Here is a 19,757-nt window from a genome sequence, read left to right as displayed (position 1 = left end):
CGGTCGCCCGCTCCTGTCACAGATGATCGACAATTCCCCGGCCCGTGCCGCCGCAGGGTTAGTCTCGCGCTGGGCGGCCACCCGGTCGTCGGGAACGTTGTCATCGTCCGGCCAGGTGGGGGAAACGCCGTATGCGCGCGCTGCGAATACTTCTGATCGTCGTCGTGATCCTGGGCGGCCTGTTCGTGGTCGCCGACCGGGTGGCGGTCTACTTCGCCGAGGACGAGGCGGCGTCCAGGCTGAAGACCACCGAGAACCTCGCCTCCACCCCCGACGTGTCCATCAAGGGCTTCCCCTTCCTCACCCAGGCCGCCTCCGGTGAACTGGACGACGTCGAGGTCGGCATCAAGGACTACGAGGCGAACACGGGCACGGGCACGGGCGGCAGCAGCGCCGGGCCGAAGACGATCCGTATCGACGACCTGAAGGCCGATATGAAGGGCGTCACGTTCTCCGGCGACTACAGCTCCGCCACCGCGTCCACCGCGACAGGCACCGCGACCATCGCCTACGACGAACTGCTCAAGGCGGCCAAGTCCCAGCCGACGGACATCTTCAGGGGGGTCACCGCCCAGGTCGTCGGTCTCTCCGACGGTGGCAACGGCAAGATCAAGGTCGACGTCAAGGTCTCGGCGGCCGGCGCCTCGCAGACGTATCCGGTGCTCAGCACGGTGGCCGTCGACGGCGACACCGTGAAGGTGCACGCCGACAACCTGCCCAAGCTGGTCATCGAGCTCGCCGACTCCCGCATCCGGTCGATCACCGACTTCCAGCAGACCATCGACCAGCTCCCCGGCGGTGTGAAGCTGGACAGCGTGCAGGCGGCGAAGGACGGTGTGGACATCACGGTGAAGGGTTCGAACGTCAGGCTGGCCGGGTAGGACGCCGCTCGGCGGACTCCGTTCGTCCGAAGGGCGAGACGGTTCGTCCGCACACAGGTGTGATGGCGCGTACGCAGGCCCGCGAGCCGTGCGAACACGGCCCGGGCCCCCTTCTGGTCTCACATCCCGGACGATCGCATCTCATCATGCGACACGGCGGTGACACGCCCCGCTGTCCGTCCCTACGATCGAGTCCATGAAGCTACAGGCGGATTTCACGAAGCGGCGGGCAGTAGACCTGTGCCGCGTCGCCGCCATGCTCTGTCGCACCTTCTGAGCGGAAGCGTCTGCTTCCGCATTCCCCGCCGCCCTGTCCAGGGCATCCCTGCGCGCCGCCGCCTGCGCGCACACCCTCACACCCGCACGCCCCGCCGCAACTGCCCCGGAGGAGAAAGCGCATGAGCCGCAGCGACGTCCTGGTCGACGCCGACTGGGTCCAGGACAACCTGGACAACGCCGACATCGCGATCGTGGAAGTGGACGAAGACACGTCCGCCTACGAGAAGAACCACATCAAGAACGCGATCCGCATCGACTGGACCAAGGATCTGCAGGACCCGGTCCGCCGCGACTTCATCGACCAGGAGGGCTTCGAGAAGCTCCTGTCGGAGAAGGGCATCGCCAACGACACGCTGGTGGTCCTCTACGGCGGCAACAACAACTGGTTCGCGTCCTACGCCTACTGGTACTTCAAGCTGTACGGCCACGAGAACGTCAAGCTGCTCGACGGCGGCCGCAAGAAGTGGGAGCTGGACGCCCGCGAGCTGGTCGAGGACGTCCCGGTGCGCCCGGCGACCTCCTACACCGCCAAGCCGCAGAACAAGGCCATCCGCGCCTTCCGTGACGACGTGGTGGCGGCCATCGGTTCGCAGAACCTGGTCGACGTGCGCTCGCCCGACGAGTTCTCCGGCAAGCTGCTGGCCCCCGCGCACCTGCCGCAGGAGCAGTCGCAGCGTCCCGGTCACGTCCCGTCCGCGCGCAACATCCCGTGGTCGAAGAACGCCAACGACGACGGCACCTTCAAGTCGGACGACGACCTCAAGGAGATCTACGCCCAGGAGAGCGTCGACCTGGCCAAGGACACCATCGCGTACTGCCGTATCGGTGAGCGCTCGGCCCTGACCTGGTTCGTCCTGCACGAGCTGCTCGAGGTCGAGAACGTCAAGAACTACGACGGCTCCTGGACCGAGTACGGCAGCCTCGTCGGCGTTCCGATCGAGCTCGGCGCCAACAAGTAGCACCAGCAGTAAGTCAACGCAGCAAGCGAGCAGACCGCAAATCCCGACCGGCCTTCCTCCGGTCAGACCTCTCTTGGAGAAAAGACATGTGCGGAGCGAAGGCCGGCGGCCCGGACGCCTCGACGATCAAGCCCGGTGAGACCACGATCCAGGGTCAGGTGACGAAGGACGGCGAGCCCGTGGTCGGCTACGTCCGCCTGCTGGACTCGACCGGCGAGTTCACCGCGGAGGTCCCGACCTCCGCCACCGGACAGTTCCGCTTCTACGCCGCCGAGGGCACCTGGACCGTTCGCGCCCTCGTCCCCGGCGCCACCGCCGACCGCACGGTCGTCGCCCAGAAGGGCGGCCTCGCGGAGGTCGCGATCGCGGTCTGAGGTCACCAGCACGAACGAAGGGTCGTACCTGTGTGGTGCGGCCCTTCGGCGTGTCCGGACCTACTCTGGAGCCATGCTGGCACGCCGCCGTCGCGTCTATTTCGCCATGATGGGCATCTGCGTCACGCTGTTCGTCCTGGCCTGGGGAGTCGTGCGCATCTGGTCGGTCCCCGCGGCCGTCGCCATGTGCGTCGTGGCGATGGTCATCCCGCCGGTCGCCGCCATGGTCGCCAACCGGCGGGGCCCCGACGACCGCTGGTGGGACGACCCCTCCGGCGACCCGAAGTCCGACGAGTGGTGGGACGAACTGGACGGCAAGAAACGCCGTCAGTAGACGAGCGCCTGCGTCTCGTCGCCCAGCGCCTCCTGGACGAAGACCTGCGCGCCCGCGATGCGTACGCCCTCGATGACGTCCTTCTCCGTGATGTCCCGCCGGGCCGCGCACTGCGTGCACAGGGTGAGCCGGCCCGCCGTGAGGACCGAGTCGAGCAGATCGGGCAGCGGAGCCGCGTGCGGCAGGTCGAACTCGGCGGCGCGACCCGGCAGCGCGAACCACGCGGACTCGCCGGTCAGCCACAGGGAGACGTCGACGCCGCTGGCCACGGCCACCGCCGCCACCGTGAACGCCTGCGAGCACCGCTCGGGCGCATCGGCCCCCGCCGTCACCTTGATCACGAGCTTCTTCGCCATGACCGAAGCGTAGTCAACGCCGAGGGCGTACCTCGCAAGGAGAGCCCGGCCCCGGCCGCGTAAGCTGGGGCCCGGCCTTCTGTGTACCGCCCACCTCGCTCATCAAGGAGCACCCCGTGCTTGAGGCATTCTTCGAAGCCCTGCTGGTTCTGGTCTGCGTCGGCGTCCTCGCCTTCGCCGGGCTGACCGTGAAGAAGCTGTACCAAGGCCAGCGCTGACCCCCATCAAGGAACTGCCGACCCCATGATCGAGATCCCGTCCGACCTCCACAAGGACCTCGTCCCCCTCGCCTTCCTGCTCGGCACCTGGGCGGGCGCGGGCGTCCACGACTTCCCGGGCGCCGAGAAGTGCAACTTCGGGCAGGAGGTCACCTTCACCCACGACGGCCGGGACTTCCTGGAGTACCACTCCCACACCTGGGTCCTGGACAACGACGGGAACAAGGTCCGGCCCCTGGAGACCGAGTCCGGCTTCTGGCGGATCGACGCGCACCGCAAGGTCGAGGTGACGATGACCCGCGACGACGGCGTCATCGAGATCTGGTACGGCGAACTCGCCCACCAGAAGCCGCAGATCGACCTGGTCACGGACGCGGTGGCCCGCACGGCGGCCTCCCGGCCCTACAGCGCCGGCAAGCGCCTGTACGGCTACGTCAAGAGCGACCTCATGTGGGTCGGCGAGAAGCAGACCCCCGAGGTCGAGCTGCGCCCCTACATGTCGGCCCACCTGAAGAAGGTCGTCACCCCGGACGACGTCGAGCGCTGGGCCAAGGCCCTCCCCGACGACATGCCCGACGACGGCATCGCCTTCTTCAAGTAGTTCTAGACTCGGCGGTGTGGTGAGCACCGACTGGAAGAGCGACCTCAGGCAGCGCGGCTACCGGCTGACGCCGCAGCGTCAGCTTGTCCTCGAAGCCGTGGACACCCTTGAGCACGCGACCCCCGACGACATCCTCACGGAAGTGAAGAAGACGGCGTCGGGGGTCAACATCTCCACCGTGTACCGGACCCTGGAGCTCCTGGAGGAGCTGGAGCTGGTCAGCCACGCCCACCTCGGGCACGGAGCGCCGACGTACCACCTCGCGGACCGGCACCACCACATCCACCTGGTCTGCCGTGACTGCACGAACGTGATCGAGGCGGACATGTCGGTGGCCGCCGAGTTCACCGCCAAGCTCCGCCGCGAGTTCGGCTTCGACACGGACATGAAGCACTTCGCGATCTTCGGCCGCTGCAAGGACTGCGCGGCGACGGCGGCTCCGCACAGCTCTCTGAAGAGTTCAACTACCGAGTCGTAGGCTTGTGCCCATGAAGAGCCCTCTCCTGTCCCTGCCCGGCGCCGTCCCCGCCGAGGGCGTGGACGAAGGCGTCGCCGCCCACTACGGCGAACTGTTCCGCGAACAGCGCGCCCTCGCCGACGGCACCGGCTTCGTCGACCTCTCCCAGCGGGGCGTCATCACCGTGACCGGCGACGACCGGCTGAGCTGGCTGCATCTGCTGCTCACCCAGCACGTCAGCGACCTCCCGGCCGGCCAGGCAACCGAGGCGCTGATCCTCTCCGCCCACGGCCACATCGAGCACGCGCTCTACCTGGTCGACGACGGCGAGACGGTCTGGGCCCACATCGAGCCCGGCACGCAGGACGCGCTCCTCGCCTACCTGGAGTCGATGAAGTTCTTCTACCGGGTCGAAGTCACCGACCGCACGGCCGAGTTCGCGGTGGTGCACCTGCCGGCCGGTTCGATCGCCGAGGTGCCGGAGGGTGTCGCCGTACGCGAGACGCCGTACGGCCGCGACCTCTTCCTGCCGCGCGCGGACCTGGAGGCGTACGCGGAGAAGTCCGGCCCGCCGGCGGGGATCCTCGCGTACGAGGCGCTGCGCGTCGAACACCACCGCCCGCGCCTCGGCTTCGAGACCGACCACCGCACCATCCCGCACGAGCTGGGCTGGATCGGCACCGCGGTGCACCTGCAGAAGGGCTGCTACCGGGGCCAGGAGACGGTGGCGCGGGTGCAGAACCTCGGCAAGCCGCCCCGCCGTCTGGTGTTCCTGCATCTGGACGGCAGCGAGGTGTACCTGCCCAGCCCCGGCACGGAGATCCGCCTCGCCGACGAGGACCCCGACGGCCGCAAGATCGGCTTCATCACGACGTCCGTACGCCACCACGAGCTGGGTCCGGTCGCCCTGGCCCTGGTGAAGCGGAACGTGCCGGTGGAGGCGCGGCTGATGGCGGGGGACACGGCTGCCGCGCAGGAAGCCGTCGTGGAACCGTAGATCGCCCCTGGATCAACCCTAGATCTCCAGGAAGACGGTGAACGGGCCGTCGTTCGTCAGGGACACCCGCATCTGCGCGCCGAAACGGCCCGTCTGCACCGTTGCGCCGAGCGCCCGCAGCTGGGCGACGACCTCCTCGACGAGGGGCTCGGCGATATCACCCGGGGCGGCGGCGTTCCAGGTGGGCCGGCGGCCCTTGCGGGCGTCCCCGTAGAGCGTGAACTGGCTGATCACGAGCAGCGGGGCGTCGATGTCACTGCAGGACTTCTCGTCGTGCAGCATGCGGATCGACCAGAGTTTGCGGGCGAGCTGGGCCGCCTTCTCCTTGGTGTCCTCGTGTGTCACGCCGACGAGGACGCACAGCCCCTCGCCGATGATCTCCCCGACGGTCTCGTCCGCCCGTCTCCCGCCACCACCCTCAACCGCGGAGCTTCGGTCCGCCCCTTGGTTTTCGACCATGACGCTCGCGCCGTCCACCCTCTGCACCACTGCTCGCATAGGACCATCATGCCGGGCCGCCCGGAGGGTACTGCACCGGCATTCTTTTTTCTTCCTTAACCCCCCCATCTGGGGCTGATCGGGGGCACTCGGTCACATAGCGGCCACTTGGGGTGGCACGATGCTTTCACGCGCCGGGCGAGGGGACGGTAGAGGAACATGAGCACATCGAGTATCGGGCAGCCGCCTGGGGCTGCCCCGCTGATCCGAACAGGAGAGCGGATGGCCCTGCGGCCGCCCGTTCAACGCACCGACAGCCCGAGCACGCATTGCGATCCACCCGAGCACGACCTTTCCGTGCTGAGCCTCGCCGAGCTGCGCACCCTGCGCCGTGACGCCCACCGAGACGAGGCCGACCTCAGCTATGTACGGCGGCTGCTGCAGGGGCGTATCGACATCCTGCGGGCGGAGTTGGCGCGGCGTTCACCGACGGGCGCGGGCTCGGTGGTCGAGCGGCTGTCCGAGATCCTCACGGACGCCCCGGCCCGCCACCGCTCCTCCGCCCGCCACGTCACCCTGGGCACCCCGCACAACGAGGAGTACCGGCGACTGGCCGCCGACATGCTCGCCGAGGTCGAACTCTCCGACCTTCAGGCGCGCACCGACCTGGAGCTGAACAGGGCGATGGGCCGGCTCGTCCGCTACGAGCAGCGGGTCTCCCTGAGGCGGCAGCGGCTGCAGCGGACCGCGGACGACAGCAGCGGTGAGATGGCGCGCCGGTACCGTGAGGGGGAAGCGCAGGTCGACGACCTGCTGATGTGACGCCTCCGAAGGGTCGCCGCCGATGTCCGTGCCCGTCGCACCGCCGGTCCTCTGCGAGGTCGTACGTTCGGGATTCGTCGAGGGCCGGCATCGGGGCAGCCTGGTGGTGATGGGCGCGGACGGGTCGGTGGAGCTGGCCCTCGGGGACGTGACCTCCCCGGTCTTCCCGCGCTCTTCCCACAAGCCGATGCAGGCGGCGGGCGTCCTGCGGGCGGGCCTCGACCTGTCGGGCGAGCGCCTCGCCCTCGCCGCCGCGAGCCACTCGGGGGAGCCCTTCCACCGGGACCTGGTCCTGAGGATGCTGGACGAACACGGCCTGAGCGAGGCGCAGTTGCAGTGCCCGCCGGACCTGCCGCTGGACGCGGAGGAGCGGGAGACGTACCTGGCCTCCGGCGGAGCGCGCTCCCCAGTGGCGATGAACTGCTCGGGCAAGCACACGGCGATGCTCGCGGCCTCGGCGCTCCGTGGCTGGCCTGAGGCCAGCTACCTGGACCCGGCCCATCCCCTCCAGCGACTCATCCACAGGGTTGTGGAGGAAGTGTCGGGCGAGCGGGTCGCGGCGGTCGGCACGGACGGCTGCGGGGCCCCGGTGCCGGCGATCAGCCTGACGGGCCTGGCCCGCGCCTACCGCTCCTTCGTCCTGGCCGCCCCGGACACGCCGGAGCGCCGCGTCGCCGACGCGATGCGCGCCCACCCCGAGTACGTCGCCGGCACCCACCGCCACGACACCTGGCTCATGCGCGGGGTGCCCGGCGCGCTGTCCAAGGTCGGCGCGGAGGCAGTGCAGGCGGTGGCCTTCCCGGACGGCCGGGCGCTCGCCTTCAAGGTGGAGGACGGAGCGGTGCGGGCGCTGGGCCCGGTGCTGGGGCGGGTGCTGGGGTTGATGGGCGTCGAGGGGGCGGTGGTGCAGCGGGTCGGGAAGGCCGCCGTGCTCGGGGGTGGGCGGGAAGTGGGGGAGATCCGGGCGGTGTTCTAGTGCGGCCGGTCGTGCATCCCGCAGACCGTCCGGCGTACGAGGACGAGGCCGGCTGTCGGGCCTGACAGGGGTCTCAGGGAGCCGAGCCCTTGACGGGTCCAGGGACCGAGCCCATGGCGGGGGCGGCAGAAATCCCGCGACACCTCACCGCCGTCCACCTACCGTGATCCCATGACCCGCGCGCACTCCGACATAGACGTCCGCCCGATCACCGAGGCAGAACTCCCCGAGTGGCTCCGCGCTGTGAACACAGGCTTCCTGCGTGAACCCACCGTCACCGAGACCGATCTCGAAGCCCGCCGCACCCAGTTCGAACAGGGCCGCTGGCTGGGCGCCTTCGACGGAGCCCGCTGCGTGGCGACGTTCCGCTCCTTCGCGCAGGAGGTCACCGCGGTCGGCGGAAGCCTCGTGGCCGCCGACGCCGTCTCCGGGGTCACCGTCACCGCCACCCACCGCCGCAGGGGCCTGCTCACCCGCATGATGGGCCAGGACCTCGCGAGCGCCAAGGAGCGCGGCGACGCCGTGGCCACCCTGATCGCCGCCGAGTACCCGATCTACGGCCGCTACGGATTCGGCCCCGCCACCTCGGCCGCCGAGTGGACCGTCGACGTCCCGCGCACCGGTCTCGACCCCCGCTGGTCCGGCCCGGACGGCGGCGGCCGTGTGGACCTCGTGGACGCCGAGGACGTACGCAAACTCGGTCCCGAACTGCACGACCGCGTCCGCCGCGCGACCCCCGGCGTCGTCAGCCGCGGCGACTGGTGGTGGCAGCTCAACACGGGCGGCATACGGCTCGACCCGAAATGGACCGAGCCGTTCTTCGCCGTGTACCGCGCGGCGGACGGCGAGGTCGAGGGACTGGCCATGTACGAGGTCGACGACAAGTGGGCCGAGGGCAAGCCGCTGAACACGGCGACCGTGCGGCACCTGATGGCGGCGACCCCGGCCGCGGAGCGCGCCCTGTGGACCTACCTCTGCTCCATCGACTGGGTCACCCGGGTCAAGAGCGGCCAGCGGGCCCCGGACGACCTGCTTCCCCTCTTCCTGCCGGACCCGAGGGCCGCCGCCATCACCGCGTCCGCGGACTGGCTGTGGGTACGGATCCTGGATGTCGTACGGGCGCTGGAGTCGCGGACGTACGAAGGGGCGGGCTCCCTGGTGCTGGAGGTCGCCGACCGGGCCGGCCTGGCGGGCGGCCGCTTCCGCCTTGAGGCGTCGGCGCAGGGCGCGTCCTGCACACCGACCACCGAGAGCGCCGAACTCACCCTGGAAGTAGGGGAGTTGGCGAGGTTGTGGCTGAGCGACGAGTCGGTGGTGCGGCTCGCGGCGCTGGGCCGGGCGCGGGAAGAACGAGCGGGCGCCGCCCGAGTGGCCGACGCCCTGCTGCGTACGTCCAGGCGACCGTGGTGCCCGGACATGTTCTGAGCCTCCTTCCTTCCGACGACGACTGACGACTCATCCGTAGCTGTGCTCTTCAGTTGTGACGGTGCTGTTCAGTTGTGGCTGTGCTGTTGGAGCTGTTCAGTTGTCGGTGTTCGGTTGTGGCTGTGCTGGTACAGACTGGACGGACTCCCGGCTCCCCTCCGGAAGGGAGCCCGGCCAGCCGGATCCTGGGACGGCGAACCCCGGTAGGGCTCAGCCGGACTGGGCGAGCAGCATCACGAGGATGACCGCGCCGATGCCGCTGATCGTGGTGTTCCTGGCCTTGATTCCGACGGACAGCGCCACGAAGGCGATGATGCCCATCGGCCCGTACCTCCACTGGATGAGCTGCTCGAATCCGATGGCGAGGGCGGCGACGACGAGGGCGATGAGCGGCATGACGGTCCCTCCTTCGGGACGGGGAGGCGGACCCCTGGTTGCGGCCAACCCTCCTGAAGTTTGACCATGTTGCAGAAGTTGGTCACCAACTTCACTGTACTTATCTCCGTTTGGAAGCGGCTTATAACCACCTTTCCTGGAACTGCCCAAAGATGGCGGGAAGTTGTAGTGTTTGGTTGTGGACCCGAAACACGCCGCCGTCAATGGGCGGAAGAGGTCACGGCAGCCACAGACGTCCCAGACGTCCCATCGAGACGTGGCCGACGAGTTGCGCGCCCGCATCACGTCGGGCGAGCTGCGACCGGGTCAGCGCATGCCCACGCAGGCCAGGTTGGCCGACGAGTTCGGCGTGGAGCGCGGCGCCGTACGCCAAGCGCTGCGGATCCTGCAGTCGGAGCACCTGCTGACCAATGTTTCCAAGGGAAGCCCGGCCACCGTCGCCGCCGACCTGGGGCTGAGCAAGGCCCTGACCGGCCCCGGAGCGCCACCGCTGCCGACCATGGTGTCCCTCGCCCCGCGCATATCGGACGCCTTCGCGGCCCCGCACGTCGAGATCGACGCCCTCTGCCTGACCTCGGTCTCCCTGACCCTCGCCATGGGCGAACCGCTGCGCCGGATCCACGCGGGACAGCTGAAACCAGCCAAGGTGGACGTCCGGGTCCTGCTGCCCAGTCGCGACATCGAACTGGCTTTCCCCACGCCGGTGGACCCGTCCGCCGACGGCCGGCTGCAGCACCGCTGGCTGCTCCATCGCAACGCCCAGGGCCAGGTCCTGCGGCACAACCTGCTGGCCCTGCGCACCACGCACGGCATCGACGTGAACGTCACCTTCCGCGCTCTGCCCTTCACTCCGCCCGTGAAGCTGTACCTGCTCAACGGCACGGAGGCGCTCTTCGCGTACTACACGCTCACGCGACGCGAGGAGGAGGTCGACCACGAGCAACTGGAGATGTACGACGCCGAGGGCACGCAGTCGATGCTGTTCGCCTTCGCCCAGGGCGCCGGCCTGCGCGACACCACCTTCGTCGAGCAGTCTCACCTGTGGTTCAACGCACTGTGGGAGACGATCAGTTCGGAGCTGATGCTCACGAGCTGACGTCTCCCACAGTGCGAACGGCCAGGCCGCGGCCTGCTTCTTCGCTCATAGAGCGGGCCCCGCGACCAGCAGGGCGAGCACGACGGCCCCGATGGAGCTGACGGCCGGGTTCCTGGCCTTGATGCCTATGGTGAGCAGCAGCAGGCCGATGATGCCGGTGGCGCCGTACTTCCAGCTGACGACCTGTTCGAAGCCGACGACGAATATGGCGGAGAGGAGGGCGAGAGCAGGCACGGTGGTTCCCCCTTCAGGCTTCGCGGGCGGGACGGTGCGGTGGGGGGTGTTGCGTGGGAACTCGAATCGAGGCGGGTGGAGAGGGGAAGCAAAACTTCCGCCAACTCGATTGAGTTGGCAACCAACTTCTCTTAAGTTGTCCCCACTTGGTACCTACTCATAAACAAGTTTCAAACAACTCCCCGTAGATGGATCCGAGTTGTAGCGTTTGGTCGTGACCCAGGAGAACGTGGCAGTGAACGGCAGCAGAAGGCTCACGCCGCAGGAGATCGCCGACATCCTGCGGGAACGGATCAACAGCGGTGACCTCAAGGCCGGAGACCGCCTGCCCACCCAGGCCGAGCTGGCAGACGAGTTCGGGGTGGAACGCGGCACCGTCCGTCAGGCCCTGCGCGCCCTCCAGGAAGACGGGTTGCTCAGCAACGTCAGCAAGGGGAGCCCGCCACGGATCGCGGAGCCGCCGGCGCTCGCCATGGGGGAGCCGCAGCCGACGATGGTGGGGCTGGCGCCACGGCTGACGGAGGCGTTCTCCGCATCGCACGTGCGCGTGGACGTCGTATGCCACACGGCGGAGACCCTGATGCTGGCCCTCGGCGAACCGGTGCGTCAGATCCATGAGGGCAACCTGAGCCCCGAGTCGATCGACGTCCGCATCCTGGTGCCGTCCAGGGAGATCAACCTCGCCTTCCCGGTCCTCGTCGAGGGCCGTGGCGACGACGACCCGGTGCACCAGCGGTGGCTGGCGATGCGCAACGCACAGCTCCACGTCCTGCGGCACAACCTCCTCGCCCTGCGCTCCACACACGGCCTGGACGTCCATGTCACCTTCCGCGCCCTGCCCCTCACCCCGCCGATCAAGCTGTACGTGCTCAACCGGGAGGAAGTCCTGCTCGGGTACTACGTCCTCACCGAACGCGAGGAGGAGTACGAGAGCCAGACCCTGGAGATGTACGACGCCCTCGGCTCCGCCTCCGTCCTCTTCTCCTTCGCCAAGCAGGCCGGCCAGCGCGACGCCGCGTTCGTGGAGGAATCCCAGAAGTGGTTCGACGCCCTCTGGGAAACCATTACGACGGACCTGACACTCTCCTAGTGACTAGTGATACGACGCAGACCGAACCGGTGGCAGAAGACACGGAGCACGACACCGAGAAGATCCGGGAACTGATCAGGCGTACCGATGTGGTCCTCTGGGACTTCGACGGCCCGATCTGCCGCCTGTTCGCCGGGCACTCGGCGGAGCGCGTGGCGACCGAACTGGTGGAGTGGCTCGAAGGCCGAGGCCTGCACGGCCTGCTGACAGAGCCGGAACGACAGTCCCTGGACCCTCACGTGGTCCTGCGCGCCGTCGATCGCCGTCACCCGGGCAGTGACCTGGTCGCGGAACTGGAGGAACGTCTCACCCAGGAGGAACTGCGGGCGGCGTCCTCGGCCATGCCCACCGCGTACGCCGACCCGCTGATACGGACCTGGACGGCGATCGGCTCCCGGCTGGCCATCACGACCAACAACTCCCCGCGCGTGGTGCGCAAATACCTGATGAGCCGGGACCTGGTCCCCTGCTTCGCCCCCCACATCTACGGCCGTACCCACGACCTGCACCACCTCAAGCCGCACCCCCACTGCCTCAACCGCGCCCTGAGCGCGATGGGCGCCGCCCCTTCGGCCTCCTTGATGATCGGCGACGCCCCCTCGGACCTCGAGGCCGCACTCCAGGCCGGCGTTCCGTTCCTCGGCTACGCGCGTAACGGACAGAAAGCCAAGCTTTTGAAGGAAGCCGGAGCGGACGCGGTCGTCGGTTCTCTGGAGCCGCTGCTGAAGATGGTTCGGGGCTAGAGCGGGCCCCGCGCCCCTCGGCCTTCCTCGCCTCGGAGCGGGCGCGCCGCATGGCCGCCACCGAGGTCAGCAACCCCAGTACGCCGCCTACCAGTTGAACCAGATTGTCGACCTGCACAGCGCCTCCCACAGCCTGGAGGACCACGGCTGCCACCCCCTGTCGCATTCGGCGAACCAGGCAACTGGACTATGCCCTTGACTGGTTGACGGTTGTTATCAGGCATGCCCGCCCAACTTGATCCGTTAACCGGCAAGTTGGCTGGACTGCTTGCCTGACTGAAACTGGTTTGCCGCCTGGCCGACGGCGGTAGGTAGGCGGTGTGACGGCCAAGCGGAGTGGTGACGGCAAGGCGTTCCGGCAGGTGTCCGACGAGTTGCGGACCCGGATGACCGACGGGACGTATCCGCTCGGTGCCCTGCTGCCCTCGCAGCGAGAGCTCGCGAGGGAGTTCGGGGTCTCCCGGGACACCGTCCAGCGCGTGATGCAGGAACTGGGCAACGAAGGCTGGATCGAGAACCGGCAGGGGACGAACGCGCGCGTCATCAAGAGCCAGCGCATCCAGTCCACCAAGGCCAGGGCCACCCGTTCGCGCCAGCCCATGACGCTGGGTCCGCTGATCAGCGAGGCCTTCGAAAGGCCCGAAGTCACCCTGGATGTCTACACGTTGACCTCGGAGTCCCTCGACGCGCACATCCGGCTGCAGGCGGAACGGATCCGGGCCAAGGCCATCGCGCCCCAACGGATCGCCCTGCGGATGCTCCTGCCGTCGGAGTCCCTGATCCTGCCGTATCCAAGGATCAAGGACGACAAGGACGATCCGCGATTGCGGGACCGCCTCCACCACATCACTCGGCGGCACGTCGATTCGTTGCGGGACGTGCTGCGCGACCTGCAGGCGGAAAGGCTGGTGTCCTCGGTCGACCTGGACATCCGGCACACACCACTGACCCCGACGTTCAAGCTCTACGTGTTCAACGGTGCCGAGGTCCTGCATGGTCTCTACGAGGTCATCGAGCGCCCGGTGGTCCTGGACAGCGGGGACGAGGTCACGGCGCTCGACGTGCTGGGGCTCGGTGCCACCCTGACCCACCATGCGAAGGACGCCGACCCTGGCTCCGAGGGCTCGGTCTTCGTGGACAGCATGCGGGACTGGTTCGAGTCGGTCTGGGAGCGGCTCTCCGAGTAGGTGTGCGGGTGGGGTGCACGATGCCGGCGGTACTCAAGGAGAGCCCAGTGGAGTGCTGTAGCATGCCCGCACCGACTGAGCAATCGCTCCCTTTCGTCCGTATGGCCATGTCGAACAGATAAATCTCGGACGACCTCATGCAGACTCTGGGCAAAAGGGTGGAACGCCACCCGTTGTGGTCACGCACACCCCATTCTGGTGTGCGCAGGATCCAGCGCGCGCTTACGGTTTGCCCTACCTTCACCCATTTCGCACCCGGAGCGGCCAGTGGGCGCACCTCCTCTTCCCCGCCCCTTCCGCGGGGAACGCGCCACACTCGATGACGCCTATCAGGCGTTCATGAGTCACGCTGCGACGCTGGGGCAGGCGACCAGCGGGCACCACAACAAGAACTACATGCTGCCGCTCACAGAGTGGATGGCGCGCCTCTTGGGCCGTGACGTGGGTACGCCGGTGACGGTGCGGGTCCGGCGCACGGACGCCCTGCCGGTGGTCATCAGGACCTGGAACAACGAGGCGGAGATTCTCCAGGCGATCAAGGGGATCCTCCCCCATGTTCCGGAGTGCCTCGTCAAGCGGGACCACTTCGCGATCCACAGCTACGTCGAGGGTGTGCCTCTCTCCAGTATCTGCGGGAACGGCAAACCGGTAGACGCTCTGCTGGTCAAGGCACTGGCCGGACTTTTCGCGCAGATGACTCAGGTGCGCAGGGAGGCGCTGCCGGCGTTGCCGACGGCCTGGCCCCAGAACAAGGACAGTCAGGGGTTCCTGCGCGTTCTGGCGCACCAGGCGGACCGGCAGATCCGTCGGCCCAACTGGCTCGTCTTCGGGGGCCTGTTCGCCGCGCTGGGCATGTCCGAAGATGCCCTGACCCGCTTCGCGGAGCGGGTGCCCGCCATGAAACGGCGGCCGTACAGCCTGCTCCACGCGGACCTCCACCGCGACAACCTCATCGTGTCGTACGGCGGAGATCCGCCCCTCATCTGCGTCGACTGGGAGCTGGCGACCTACGGGGACCCCCTGCACGAGCTCGCGACGCACCTGGTGCGCATGCACTATCCGGATCACCAGTGGGACGAGGTGGTCGGGGCGTGGGCCCACGCCATGGAGACGACCCGCCCGGCGGCCGTCAGTGGCCTGGACAAGGACCTGCACCACTACGTCGAATTCGAGCGGGCGCAGTCCGTCTACCCGGACGTGATGCGGGCGGCGAAGTCACTGGAGGGCTCGGCCGACCAGAAGACCCTGGACGACGCGACCGCCGCAGTGCGCCGTGCCCTGCAGGTCGCGGCCAAGCCGCTCAGGCTGCGGACCGTGCCCAACCTGGAAGAGATCGAGCGGATCCTGTTCCGCTGGCGGGCCTCACGGGACGACAGGATCCGTGGCCTGAGGCAGGACCCGTACGGCGTCCACTGGAGATCGGACAGGCGCCTTCCGGAACACAGCGACTTCCCGCGCGAAGCGGTCGGCCGGGCTCTGATCGCGGAGGGTGCCGCACCTGCCAACCGGGTGTTCAAGGGGACGGCCCACCTCAACACGGTGGTCTGGGTCGCGGACATCGACTTCCCGGTCGTGGTGCGGCGCAAGGTGGCGCAGCTGTGCCGACGTGAGCGCAGTTTCCTCAGCGAGCACGCCGTGCTGCGCGCCATCGAGCAGTCGTGTGTCGAGGTGGCCGCTCCGCGTGTCCTGGCCCTGGGCAAGGGCTATCGCAAGGAACCCTTCGCGATCCACACGTACGTCGGAAACCGCGACATCGACGAGCCGCCGAGCCATCCGGTGCACGGCCTGCTCCCGCACGAGGCGGACCGGCTGGTCGACCAGCTCCGCGCCATGACACAGGTCGACTACAAGCAGGTGGACCCGGCGGCCGGAGAGGGTGGTTTCTACCGTTGGCTTCGCGAGCAACTGGTGTCGCTCGTAAGGGAGTTGCCGAAGGAATCGCAGCAGTTGGCCCGGCTTCTCGGGCTGCCAGGTGCGGACCGGCTGGCGGAGATCCTGTCCCACCGCGAGGTGAGTCACCGGGCGCCCGCACTGCTGCACGGCGATCTGAACCCGTGGAACCTCGTGCGCCGCGACGACGACCTTGCGCTGACCATCATCGACTGGGAGATGGCGATCGTCGGTGATCCCCTCTACGACCTGGTCCGGCACATGCATCTCACGCCCACCCGTCCGGAGATCCGGGACCGGATGTTCCGGCGCTGGGAGTTGGGGCTGCCGGACAAGTACACGGTCGACTGGCGCAAGGACTGGCGCGCTTACCGCTGGATCGAGATCGTGCGCTCCGCGTACATCGACCTCGACCGTCTGATGACCGGCGACGCCCTGGACGCTCCCAACGTCCGCCGGGCCGTGGACTCGTACGCCATGACCCTGGCGGCGGCCACCGCCTCACTCGGCCTGCCCACCCGCATCACGGCGAACCCCTATCTTGCCCGCGCCCTGGCCTAGGGGGAACATGATTCCACCGAAAGCCGGTGCGACCACGGGAATATGACGTTCCGTCGGTTGTCGGGGGGCCAAGGGGGGCGGCATGCCGGGGCGGACGGGTGGATCGACCGATGACGGAGGTCCACTGAGCGGAACGGTCCACTGAGCAGGCGTCACGTACCGGTCCGGGTGGGAGCGATAGCGTCCGACGTATGACTGACGCCACCGACTTCAGCGCCGTCCCCACGACCACACTCGCCGACCTTCTCGGCCACGGGCAGGTCATGGACATCGGAATCCGCCCGCTGTGGGGGCCGGCCGGGCGGGTGGCCGGGCCGGCCTTCCCCGTCAGCTGCGCGCCCGGCGACAACCTCATGCTGCATGCCGCCATCCATCGCGCCGAGCCCGGATCGGTCGTCGTCGTCGAGTCCGGAGACCTGGACTGGGCGCTCGCGGGCGGAAACGTCTGCGCCGTCGCCCAGCGACGGGGCATCGCGGGCTTCGTCCTCGACGGGCTGGTCCGCGACCTCGCCGAGGTACGGGCGATGGAGTTCCCGGTGTTCGCCCGGGGTGTCATCCCGATCCCGGGCGCCAAGTCGGTCGTACGGCCGCTGGGCGCGCCGGTGACGTGCGGTGGCGTACGGGTCGAGGCCGGGGACGTCGTCGTGGCCGACGAGGAGGGCGTCGTCGCCGTACCCGCCGCCCGGCTGGACGAGGTGCTCACGGCGGCCCGGGGCAGGCTCGAGAAGGAGGCCGGCGAGTCCCTGGACGCGTGGGAGGCGGCGCACCGGGCGCGTATCGACAAGATCCTGGCGGAGCAGGGATTCGAGGGCTGATCCGCTTTCTTCATTGCTCCCCTGACGCCGGTCGCCGATCCTGTTCCTGATGCTTCTCTTCCTCGACATCGACGGAACACTGATCCCGTTCGGGTCGGAGCGCCCGTACCCGTCGTACCGGGCGCGCTTCGCCGTGCCGCGCGAGGCCGTCGACCATCCGCTGCTCAACCGCATCGATCCCGCACTCGGCGCACGGCTCACGGCCCTGGACTGCGAGTTGGTGTGGGCGACGACCTGGATGGAGGACGCGAACATCTGCCTCGCGGCCTGGCTGGGCCTGCCCCCGCTGCCGCTGGTCGACTGGCCCGACGAGGAGGAGCCGCCGGCGCCGCTGCACTGGAAGACCCGGCCCCTGGTGGCCTGGGCGGACGGCCGGCCCTTCGTCTGGCTCGACGACGAGATCACCGCCGCCGACGGCGACTGGGTCGCCGCCCATCATCCGGCACCCGCCCTGCTGCACCGGGTCGACCACCGGCACGCACTCACCGACGCGGATTTCGCCGTAGTGGAGGAGTGGCTGCGGGGGAGTCGGCTGGGTGGGGCGCGGTGAGCCCGGTGGCGGGTGTCCGGTCTCGCTCAAGGTGAGGCAGAGTGCGTGCCCGACCTGGGTGCCTCATCCCGGTCGGCGGGTTGTCCACGCATGCAGCCGGCTCGGGTGCCGTCGGGCGGAAGAAGCGCGCCGTGGCCACCAGGGCCACGGCGAGGGCAGCGGGTATCGCGTAGGCGATGCGGAAGTGGCCCGTAGCCCCCAGACCCCCGCTCGCGCCGGCTCCGACGAGCACGCCGACGTAGTTGAAGACGTTGAGCCGGGCCAGCACCGTCTCGGGGGCACCGGGTCGCAGCCGGCCGGCCGCGGTGACGCACAACGGGATCAGGGCGGCGACTCCGAGGCCCGCGCAGCATGCCGCGACGACCGCGTACGGCCAGCTCGGGGCCACCGCCAGACCGGCCAGGGCGACGGCCGCGAGCAGGGCCGCGGCGCGGACCACCGCCACCGGCCCGACCCGGCGCACCATGAGGTCGGCGCCCGCCCGGCCGGTCACCGTGCCCGCTTGGTAGGCCGCGTACGCGAGCGGCGCGGCGGCCAGGGACGCGGCGAGCGTCTGGTGAAGGTAGGCCGTCGACCAGGCCGAGACCGTGGAGTCGACGACGTAGGCGACGAGCAGAACGACACCGAAGGGGACGAGCCGCGCCCACACCCGCCGCCCCGGGATCTCGTCGTCCGGCGCCGGTCGGCCACTGGACGAGGAGGGCACGGGCGCGAGGGCGTGGGGCCGGACGGTCAGCGCCAGGAGGGCCACGAGTACGGCGTGCGCGGTCAGGACGTACTGGACAGGCCAGCCCAGCCTGGAGACGCCCGCCGTCAGCAGCGCGGCTGCCACGCCCGCGGCGCTCCATGCGGCGTAGAAGGAGGAGAGGATGCTGCGCCCGTAGTGGCGTTCGACGGTGGCCGCGCGGGTGTTGACGGACACGTCGATGGCGCCCAGCGCCAGCCCGAAGAGGACATAGGCCGCCGAGGCGGTGGCCCGGCCGGGTGCCCACGCCACGGACAGCAGGGCCGCGGCCGCGGTCAGCACCGCCGCGCGCATGACGGGGACGGGACTCGAGCGGCGTACGGCGGCCAGACCCGCGAAGCTGCCGGCGCCCGCAGCCAGGGTCAGGGCGATCGTGAGGGCGGTCATCGCCAGGTACGACAGCCCCAGACGGCTCTCCACGGCGGGCACGGTGGTGGACACGGCGGCCACCGCCACGCCCTGGGCGGCGAACACGGTGGCCGTGACCCGACGGGCTCCCGCGAGCGAGCCGCTGCTCGCGGACCGGGGCGGAGCCGTCGCTCCGACGGATGCGGTCATGGGGGACCCTCTTCCTGTCACGGACCGTGGACGGGCCGGCGTGCGCGCATGGGAGCAACCGTAGAAATCCGAACCGACCCGCCGGAGGACACCGACGGCCACACGGGGGACCCTGGCGGCCAGCAGCGGACGGCCCTGGGGCCGGTTGCCGATGAATTCGGGGTCAAGAGCCCACGGCGGCTGACCCGAGGGGCCGACGGTTCGGGTGGCCGGGAGCCGATGGCTCGGGTGGCCGGAAGTCGACAGCCCAGGAGCCAGGAGCGAAAGGCCTACCAGGCGCGCCGCGTCTTCGACGGCGGGGTGTGGGCGGCTCGGCCGCCCCGGGAGCGGGCCGCGGTCCTGTTGCGCCTCGCCGAACTGATGGAGCGCGACGCCGAGATCCTGGCCCGCCTGGACTGCGAGGACGCGGGCAAACCCATCACGGAGTGCCGTACCGGCGATGTGCCGGGCGCGATCGAGTCGATCCGCGCGGAGCGGTCCACCGACGCCTTCGCGCAGTGCGCCGGGCTGTCCGCCACTGGCACGGCATGGCACCGTTGCAGCTGCGCGAGAGCTTCTCTTCGGAGACGGCGGGAACAACGCCGAGTCTGGGGCGCGGGGAACTACGCGACCAGCCGTGACCGGACCCGTAGCCGCCCCCACACCTCCACTTCGCCGACCGCCCGGTAGCCCCACCCGACGCTTGCGCAGGCCGCCCGCGTGGCCTCGAACTTCACTGCCGACCGTGCGTCGATCCGCTCCAGCGGTCGGCAGTCCACCACCAGCCCCCGCCCGT

General features: G+C 69.3%; 23 protein-coding genes. 18 read left to right on the top strand and 5 right to left on the bottom strand.

The genetic code is table 11. The annotated features are described in order from the left end of the window. Window positions 1–131 precede the first annotated feature (131 nt). The 4 genes from ACYUED_RS19985 to ACYUED_RS19970 all read left to right on the top strand — a co-directional run bounded on the left by ACYUED_RS19985 (window position 132) and on the right by ACYUED_RS19970 (window position 2,827). A complete protein-coding gene (locus ACYUED_RS19985) occupies window positions 132–881 on the top strand; it encodes an LmeA family phospholipid-binding protein (RefSeq protein WP_491293642.1) in 750 nt (249 codons plus the stop codon). 398 nt (window positions 882–1,279) lie between these two features. Then, window positions 1,280–2,119 (top strand): sulfurtransferase, encoded by an 840-nt coding sequence (locus tag ACYUED_RS19980; protein ID WP_491293641.1) that lies wholly within the window; start codon window positions 1,280–1,282, stop codon window positions 2,117–2,119. Window positions 2,120–2,205: 86 nt separating this feature from the next. Continuing rightward, window positions 2,206–2,493 carry a DUF1416 domain-containing protein gene (locus ACYUED_RS19975; RefSeq protein ID WP_031121416.1) on the top strand — a complete coding sequence of 96 codons (288 nt, stop codon included), beginning with the start codon at window positions 2,206–2,208 and terminating at the stop codon, window positions 2,491–2,493. A 73-nt stretch (window positions 2,494–2,566) separates the two neighbouring features. Beyond that, the gene (locus tag ACYUED_RS19970; protein WP_491293640.1) at window positions 2,567–2,827 is read left to right on the top strand and encodes a DUF3099 domain-containing protein; all 261 of its coding nucleotides are present in this window, start codon (window positions 2,567–2,569) and stop codon (window positions 2,825–2,827) included. Here the strand turns inward: ACYUED_RS19970 and ACYUED_RS19965 are convergent. Next, complete coding sequence (locus ACYUED_RS19965; protein WP_266516933.1) at window positions 2,821–3,183, bottom strand: DsrE family protein; 363 nt, start codon at window positions 3,181–3,183, stop codon at window positions 2,821–2,823. The genes ACYUED_RS19970 and ACYUED_RS19965 overlap by 7 nt on opposite strands. A gap of 243 nt (window positions 3,184–3,426) precedes the next feature. Between ACYUED_RS19965 and ACYUED_RS19960 the strand changes: the two genes are divergently transcribed. The 3 genes from ACYUED_RS19960 to ygfZ are packed head-to-tail and all read left to right on the top strand — an operon-like array spanning window position 3,427 to window position 5,456. Continuing rightward, window positions 3,427–4,002, top strand: a complete 576-nt coding sequence (locus ACYUED_RS19960) for a heme-binding beta-barrel domain-containing protein (RefSeq protein ID WP_491293639.1) — start codon at window positions 3,427–3,429, stop codon at window positions 4,000–4,002. 16 nt (window positions 4,003–4,018) lie between these two features. Beyond that, the gene (locus tag ACYUED_RS19955) at window positions 4,019–4,480 is read left to right on the top strand and encodes a Fur family transcriptional regulator (protein WP_491293638.1); all 462 of its coding nucleotides are present in this window, start codon (window positions 4,019–4,021) and stop codon (window positions 4,478–4,480) included. Window positions 4,481–4,490: 10 nt separating this feature from the next. Further along, window positions 4,491–5,456, top strand: coding sequence for a CAF17-like 4Fe-4S cluster assembly/insertion protein YgfZ (gene ygfZ / locus ACYUED_RS19950; RefSeq protein WP_491293637.1), 966 nt, complete (start codon window positions 4,491–4,493; stop codon window positions 5,454–5,456). Between the two features lie 18 nt (window positions 5,457–5,474). Here the strand turns inward: ygfZ and dtd are convergent, their stop codons facing one another. Continuing rightward, the gene (dtd, locus tag ACYUED_RS19945) at window positions 5,475–5,954 is read right to left on the bottom strand and encodes a D-aminoacyl-tRNA deacylase (protein WP_491293636.1); all 480 of its coding nucleotides are present in this window, start codon (window positions 5,952–5,954) and stop codon (window positions 5,475–5,477) included. Between the two features lie 159 nt (window positions 5,955–6,113). Between dtd and ACYUED_RS19940 the strand changes: the two genes are divergently transcribed. The 3 genes from ACYUED_RS19940 to ACYUED_RS19930 all read left to right on the top strand — a co-directional run bounded on the left by ACYUED_RS19940 (window position 6,114) and on the right by ACYUED_RS19930 (window position 9,117). Continuing rightward, window positions 6,114–6,716: an RsiG family protein gene (locus ACYUED_RS19940; protein ID WP_491293635.1), complete on the top strand. Its 603-nt coding sequence runs from the start codon at window positions 6,114–6,116 to the stop codon at window positions 6,714–6,716. Between the two features lie 22 nt (window positions 6,717–6,738). After that, window positions 6,739–7,692 (top strand): asparaginase, encoded by a 954-nt coding sequence (locus ACYUED_RS19935; protein ID WP_491293634.1) that lies wholly within the window; start codon window positions 6,739–6,741, stop codon window positions 7,690–7,692. A 171-nt stretch (window positions 7,693–7,863) separates the two neighbouring features. Next, window positions 7,864–9,117, top strand: a complete 1,254-nt coding sequence (locus ACYUED_RS19930; RefSeq protein ID WP_491293633.1) for a GNAT family N-acetyltransferase — start codon at window positions 7,864–7,866, stop codon at window positions 9,115–9,117. A 210-nt stretch (window positions 9,118–9,327) separates the two neighbouring features. On the opposite strand, the gene ACYUED_RS19925 is transcribed toward ACYUED_RS19930, so the two are convergent. After that, entirely contained in the window at window positions 9,328–9,513 is a 186-nt protein-coding gene (locus ACYUED_RS19925; protein ID WP_491293632.1) for a hypothetical protein, read from the bottom strand. A 172-nt stretch (window positions 9,514–9,685) separates the two neighbouring features. Between ACYUED_RS19925 and ACYUED_RS19920 the strand changes: the two genes are divergently transcribed. Continuing rightward, window positions 9,686–10,609: a GntR family transcriptional regulator gene (locus ACYUED_RS19920; protein ID WP_491293631.1), complete on the top strand. Its 924-nt coding sequence runs from the start codon at window positions 9,686–9,688 to the stop codon at window positions 10,607–10,609. A 45-nt stretch (window positions 10,610–10,654) separates the two neighbouring features. Here the strand turns inward: ACYUED_RS19920 and ACYUED_RS19915 are convergent, their stop codons facing one another. Next, complete coding sequence (locus ACYUED_RS19915) at window positions 10,655–10,843, bottom strand: hypothetical protein (RefSeq protein WP_491293630.1); 189 nt, start codon at window positions 10,841–10,843, stop codon at window positions 10,655–10,657. Window positions 10,844–11,051: 208 nt separating this feature from the next. Here ACYUED_RS19915 and ACYUED_RS19910 point away from each other — a divergent pair, with 208 nt between their 5' ends. From ACYUED_RS19910 to ACYUED_RS19885, 6 genes are all read left to right on the top strand, one after another. Beyond that, window positions 11,052–11,933, top strand: a complete 882-nt coding sequence (locus ACYUED_RS19910) for a GntR family transcriptional regulator (RefSeq protein ID WP_491293629.1) — start codon at window positions 11,052–11,054, stop codon at window positions 11,931–11,933. Next, a complete protein-coding gene (locus tag ACYUED_RS19905; RefSeq protein ID WP_491293628.1) occupies window positions 11,882–12,676 on the top strand; it encodes an HAD family hydrolase in 795 nt (264 codons plus the stop codon). Before ACYUED_RS19910 ends, ACYUED_RS19905 begins: the two co-directional genes overlap by 52 nt. A gap of 320 nt (window positions 12,677–12,996) precedes the next feature. Beyond that, complete coding sequence (locus ACYUED_RS19900) at window positions 12,997–13,863, top strand: GntR family transcriptional regulator (RefSeq protein WP_491293627.1); 867 nt, start codon at window positions 12,997–12,999, stop codon at window positions 13,861–13,863. Window positions 13,864–14,202: 339 nt separating this feature from the next. Then, window positions 14,203–16,314, top strand: a complete 2,112-nt coding sequence (locus ACYUED_RS19895) for a phosphotransferase family protein (RefSeq protein ID WP_491293626.1) — start codon at window positions 14,203–14,205, stop codon at window positions 16,312–16,314. A gap of 191 nt (window positions 16,315–16,505) precedes the next feature. After that, the gene (locus ACYUED_RS19890) at window positions 16,506–17,129 is read left to right on the top strand and encodes an RraA family protein (protein ID WP_491293625.1); all 624 of its coding nucleotides are present in this window, start codon (window positions 16,506–16,508) and stop codon (window positions 17,127–17,129) included. Between the two features lie 49 nt (window positions 17,130–17,178). Further along, the gene (locus tag ACYUED_RS19885; RefSeq protein WP_491293624.1) at window positions 17,179–17,679 is read left to right on the top strand and encodes an HAD domain-containing protein; all 501 of its coding nucleotides are present in this window, start codon (window positions 17,179–17,181) and stop codon (window positions 17,677–17,679) included. On the opposite strand, the gene ACYUED_RS19880 is transcribed toward ACYUED_RS19885, so the two are convergent. Beyond that, window positions 17,612–18,982 (bottom strand): MFS transporter, encoded by a 1,371-nt coding sequence (locus tag ACYUED_RS19880; RefSeq protein WP_491293623.1) that lies wholly within the window; start codon window positions 18,980–18,982, stop codon window positions 17,612–17,614. The two genes, ACYUED_RS19885 and ACYUED_RS19880, sit on opposite strands and share 68 nt — an antisense overlap. Before the next feature lie 48 nt (window positions 18,983–19,030). Between ACYUED_RS19880 and ACYUED_RS19875 the strand changes: the two genes are divergently transcribed. Next, a complete protein-coding gene (locus ACYUED_RS19875) occupies window positions 19,031–19,651 on the top strand; it encodes an aldehyde dehydrogenase family protein (RefSeq protein ID WP_491293622.1) in 621 nt (206 codons plus the stop codon). The last annotated feature ends 106 nt before the right edge of the window (window positions 19,652–19,757 follow it).

The organism is Streptomyces sp. DF42 (assembly GCF_058267695.1).
Note: the sequence above shows the minus strand (reverse complement) of the source record. Positions and strands in the feature narration are given on the sequence as shown.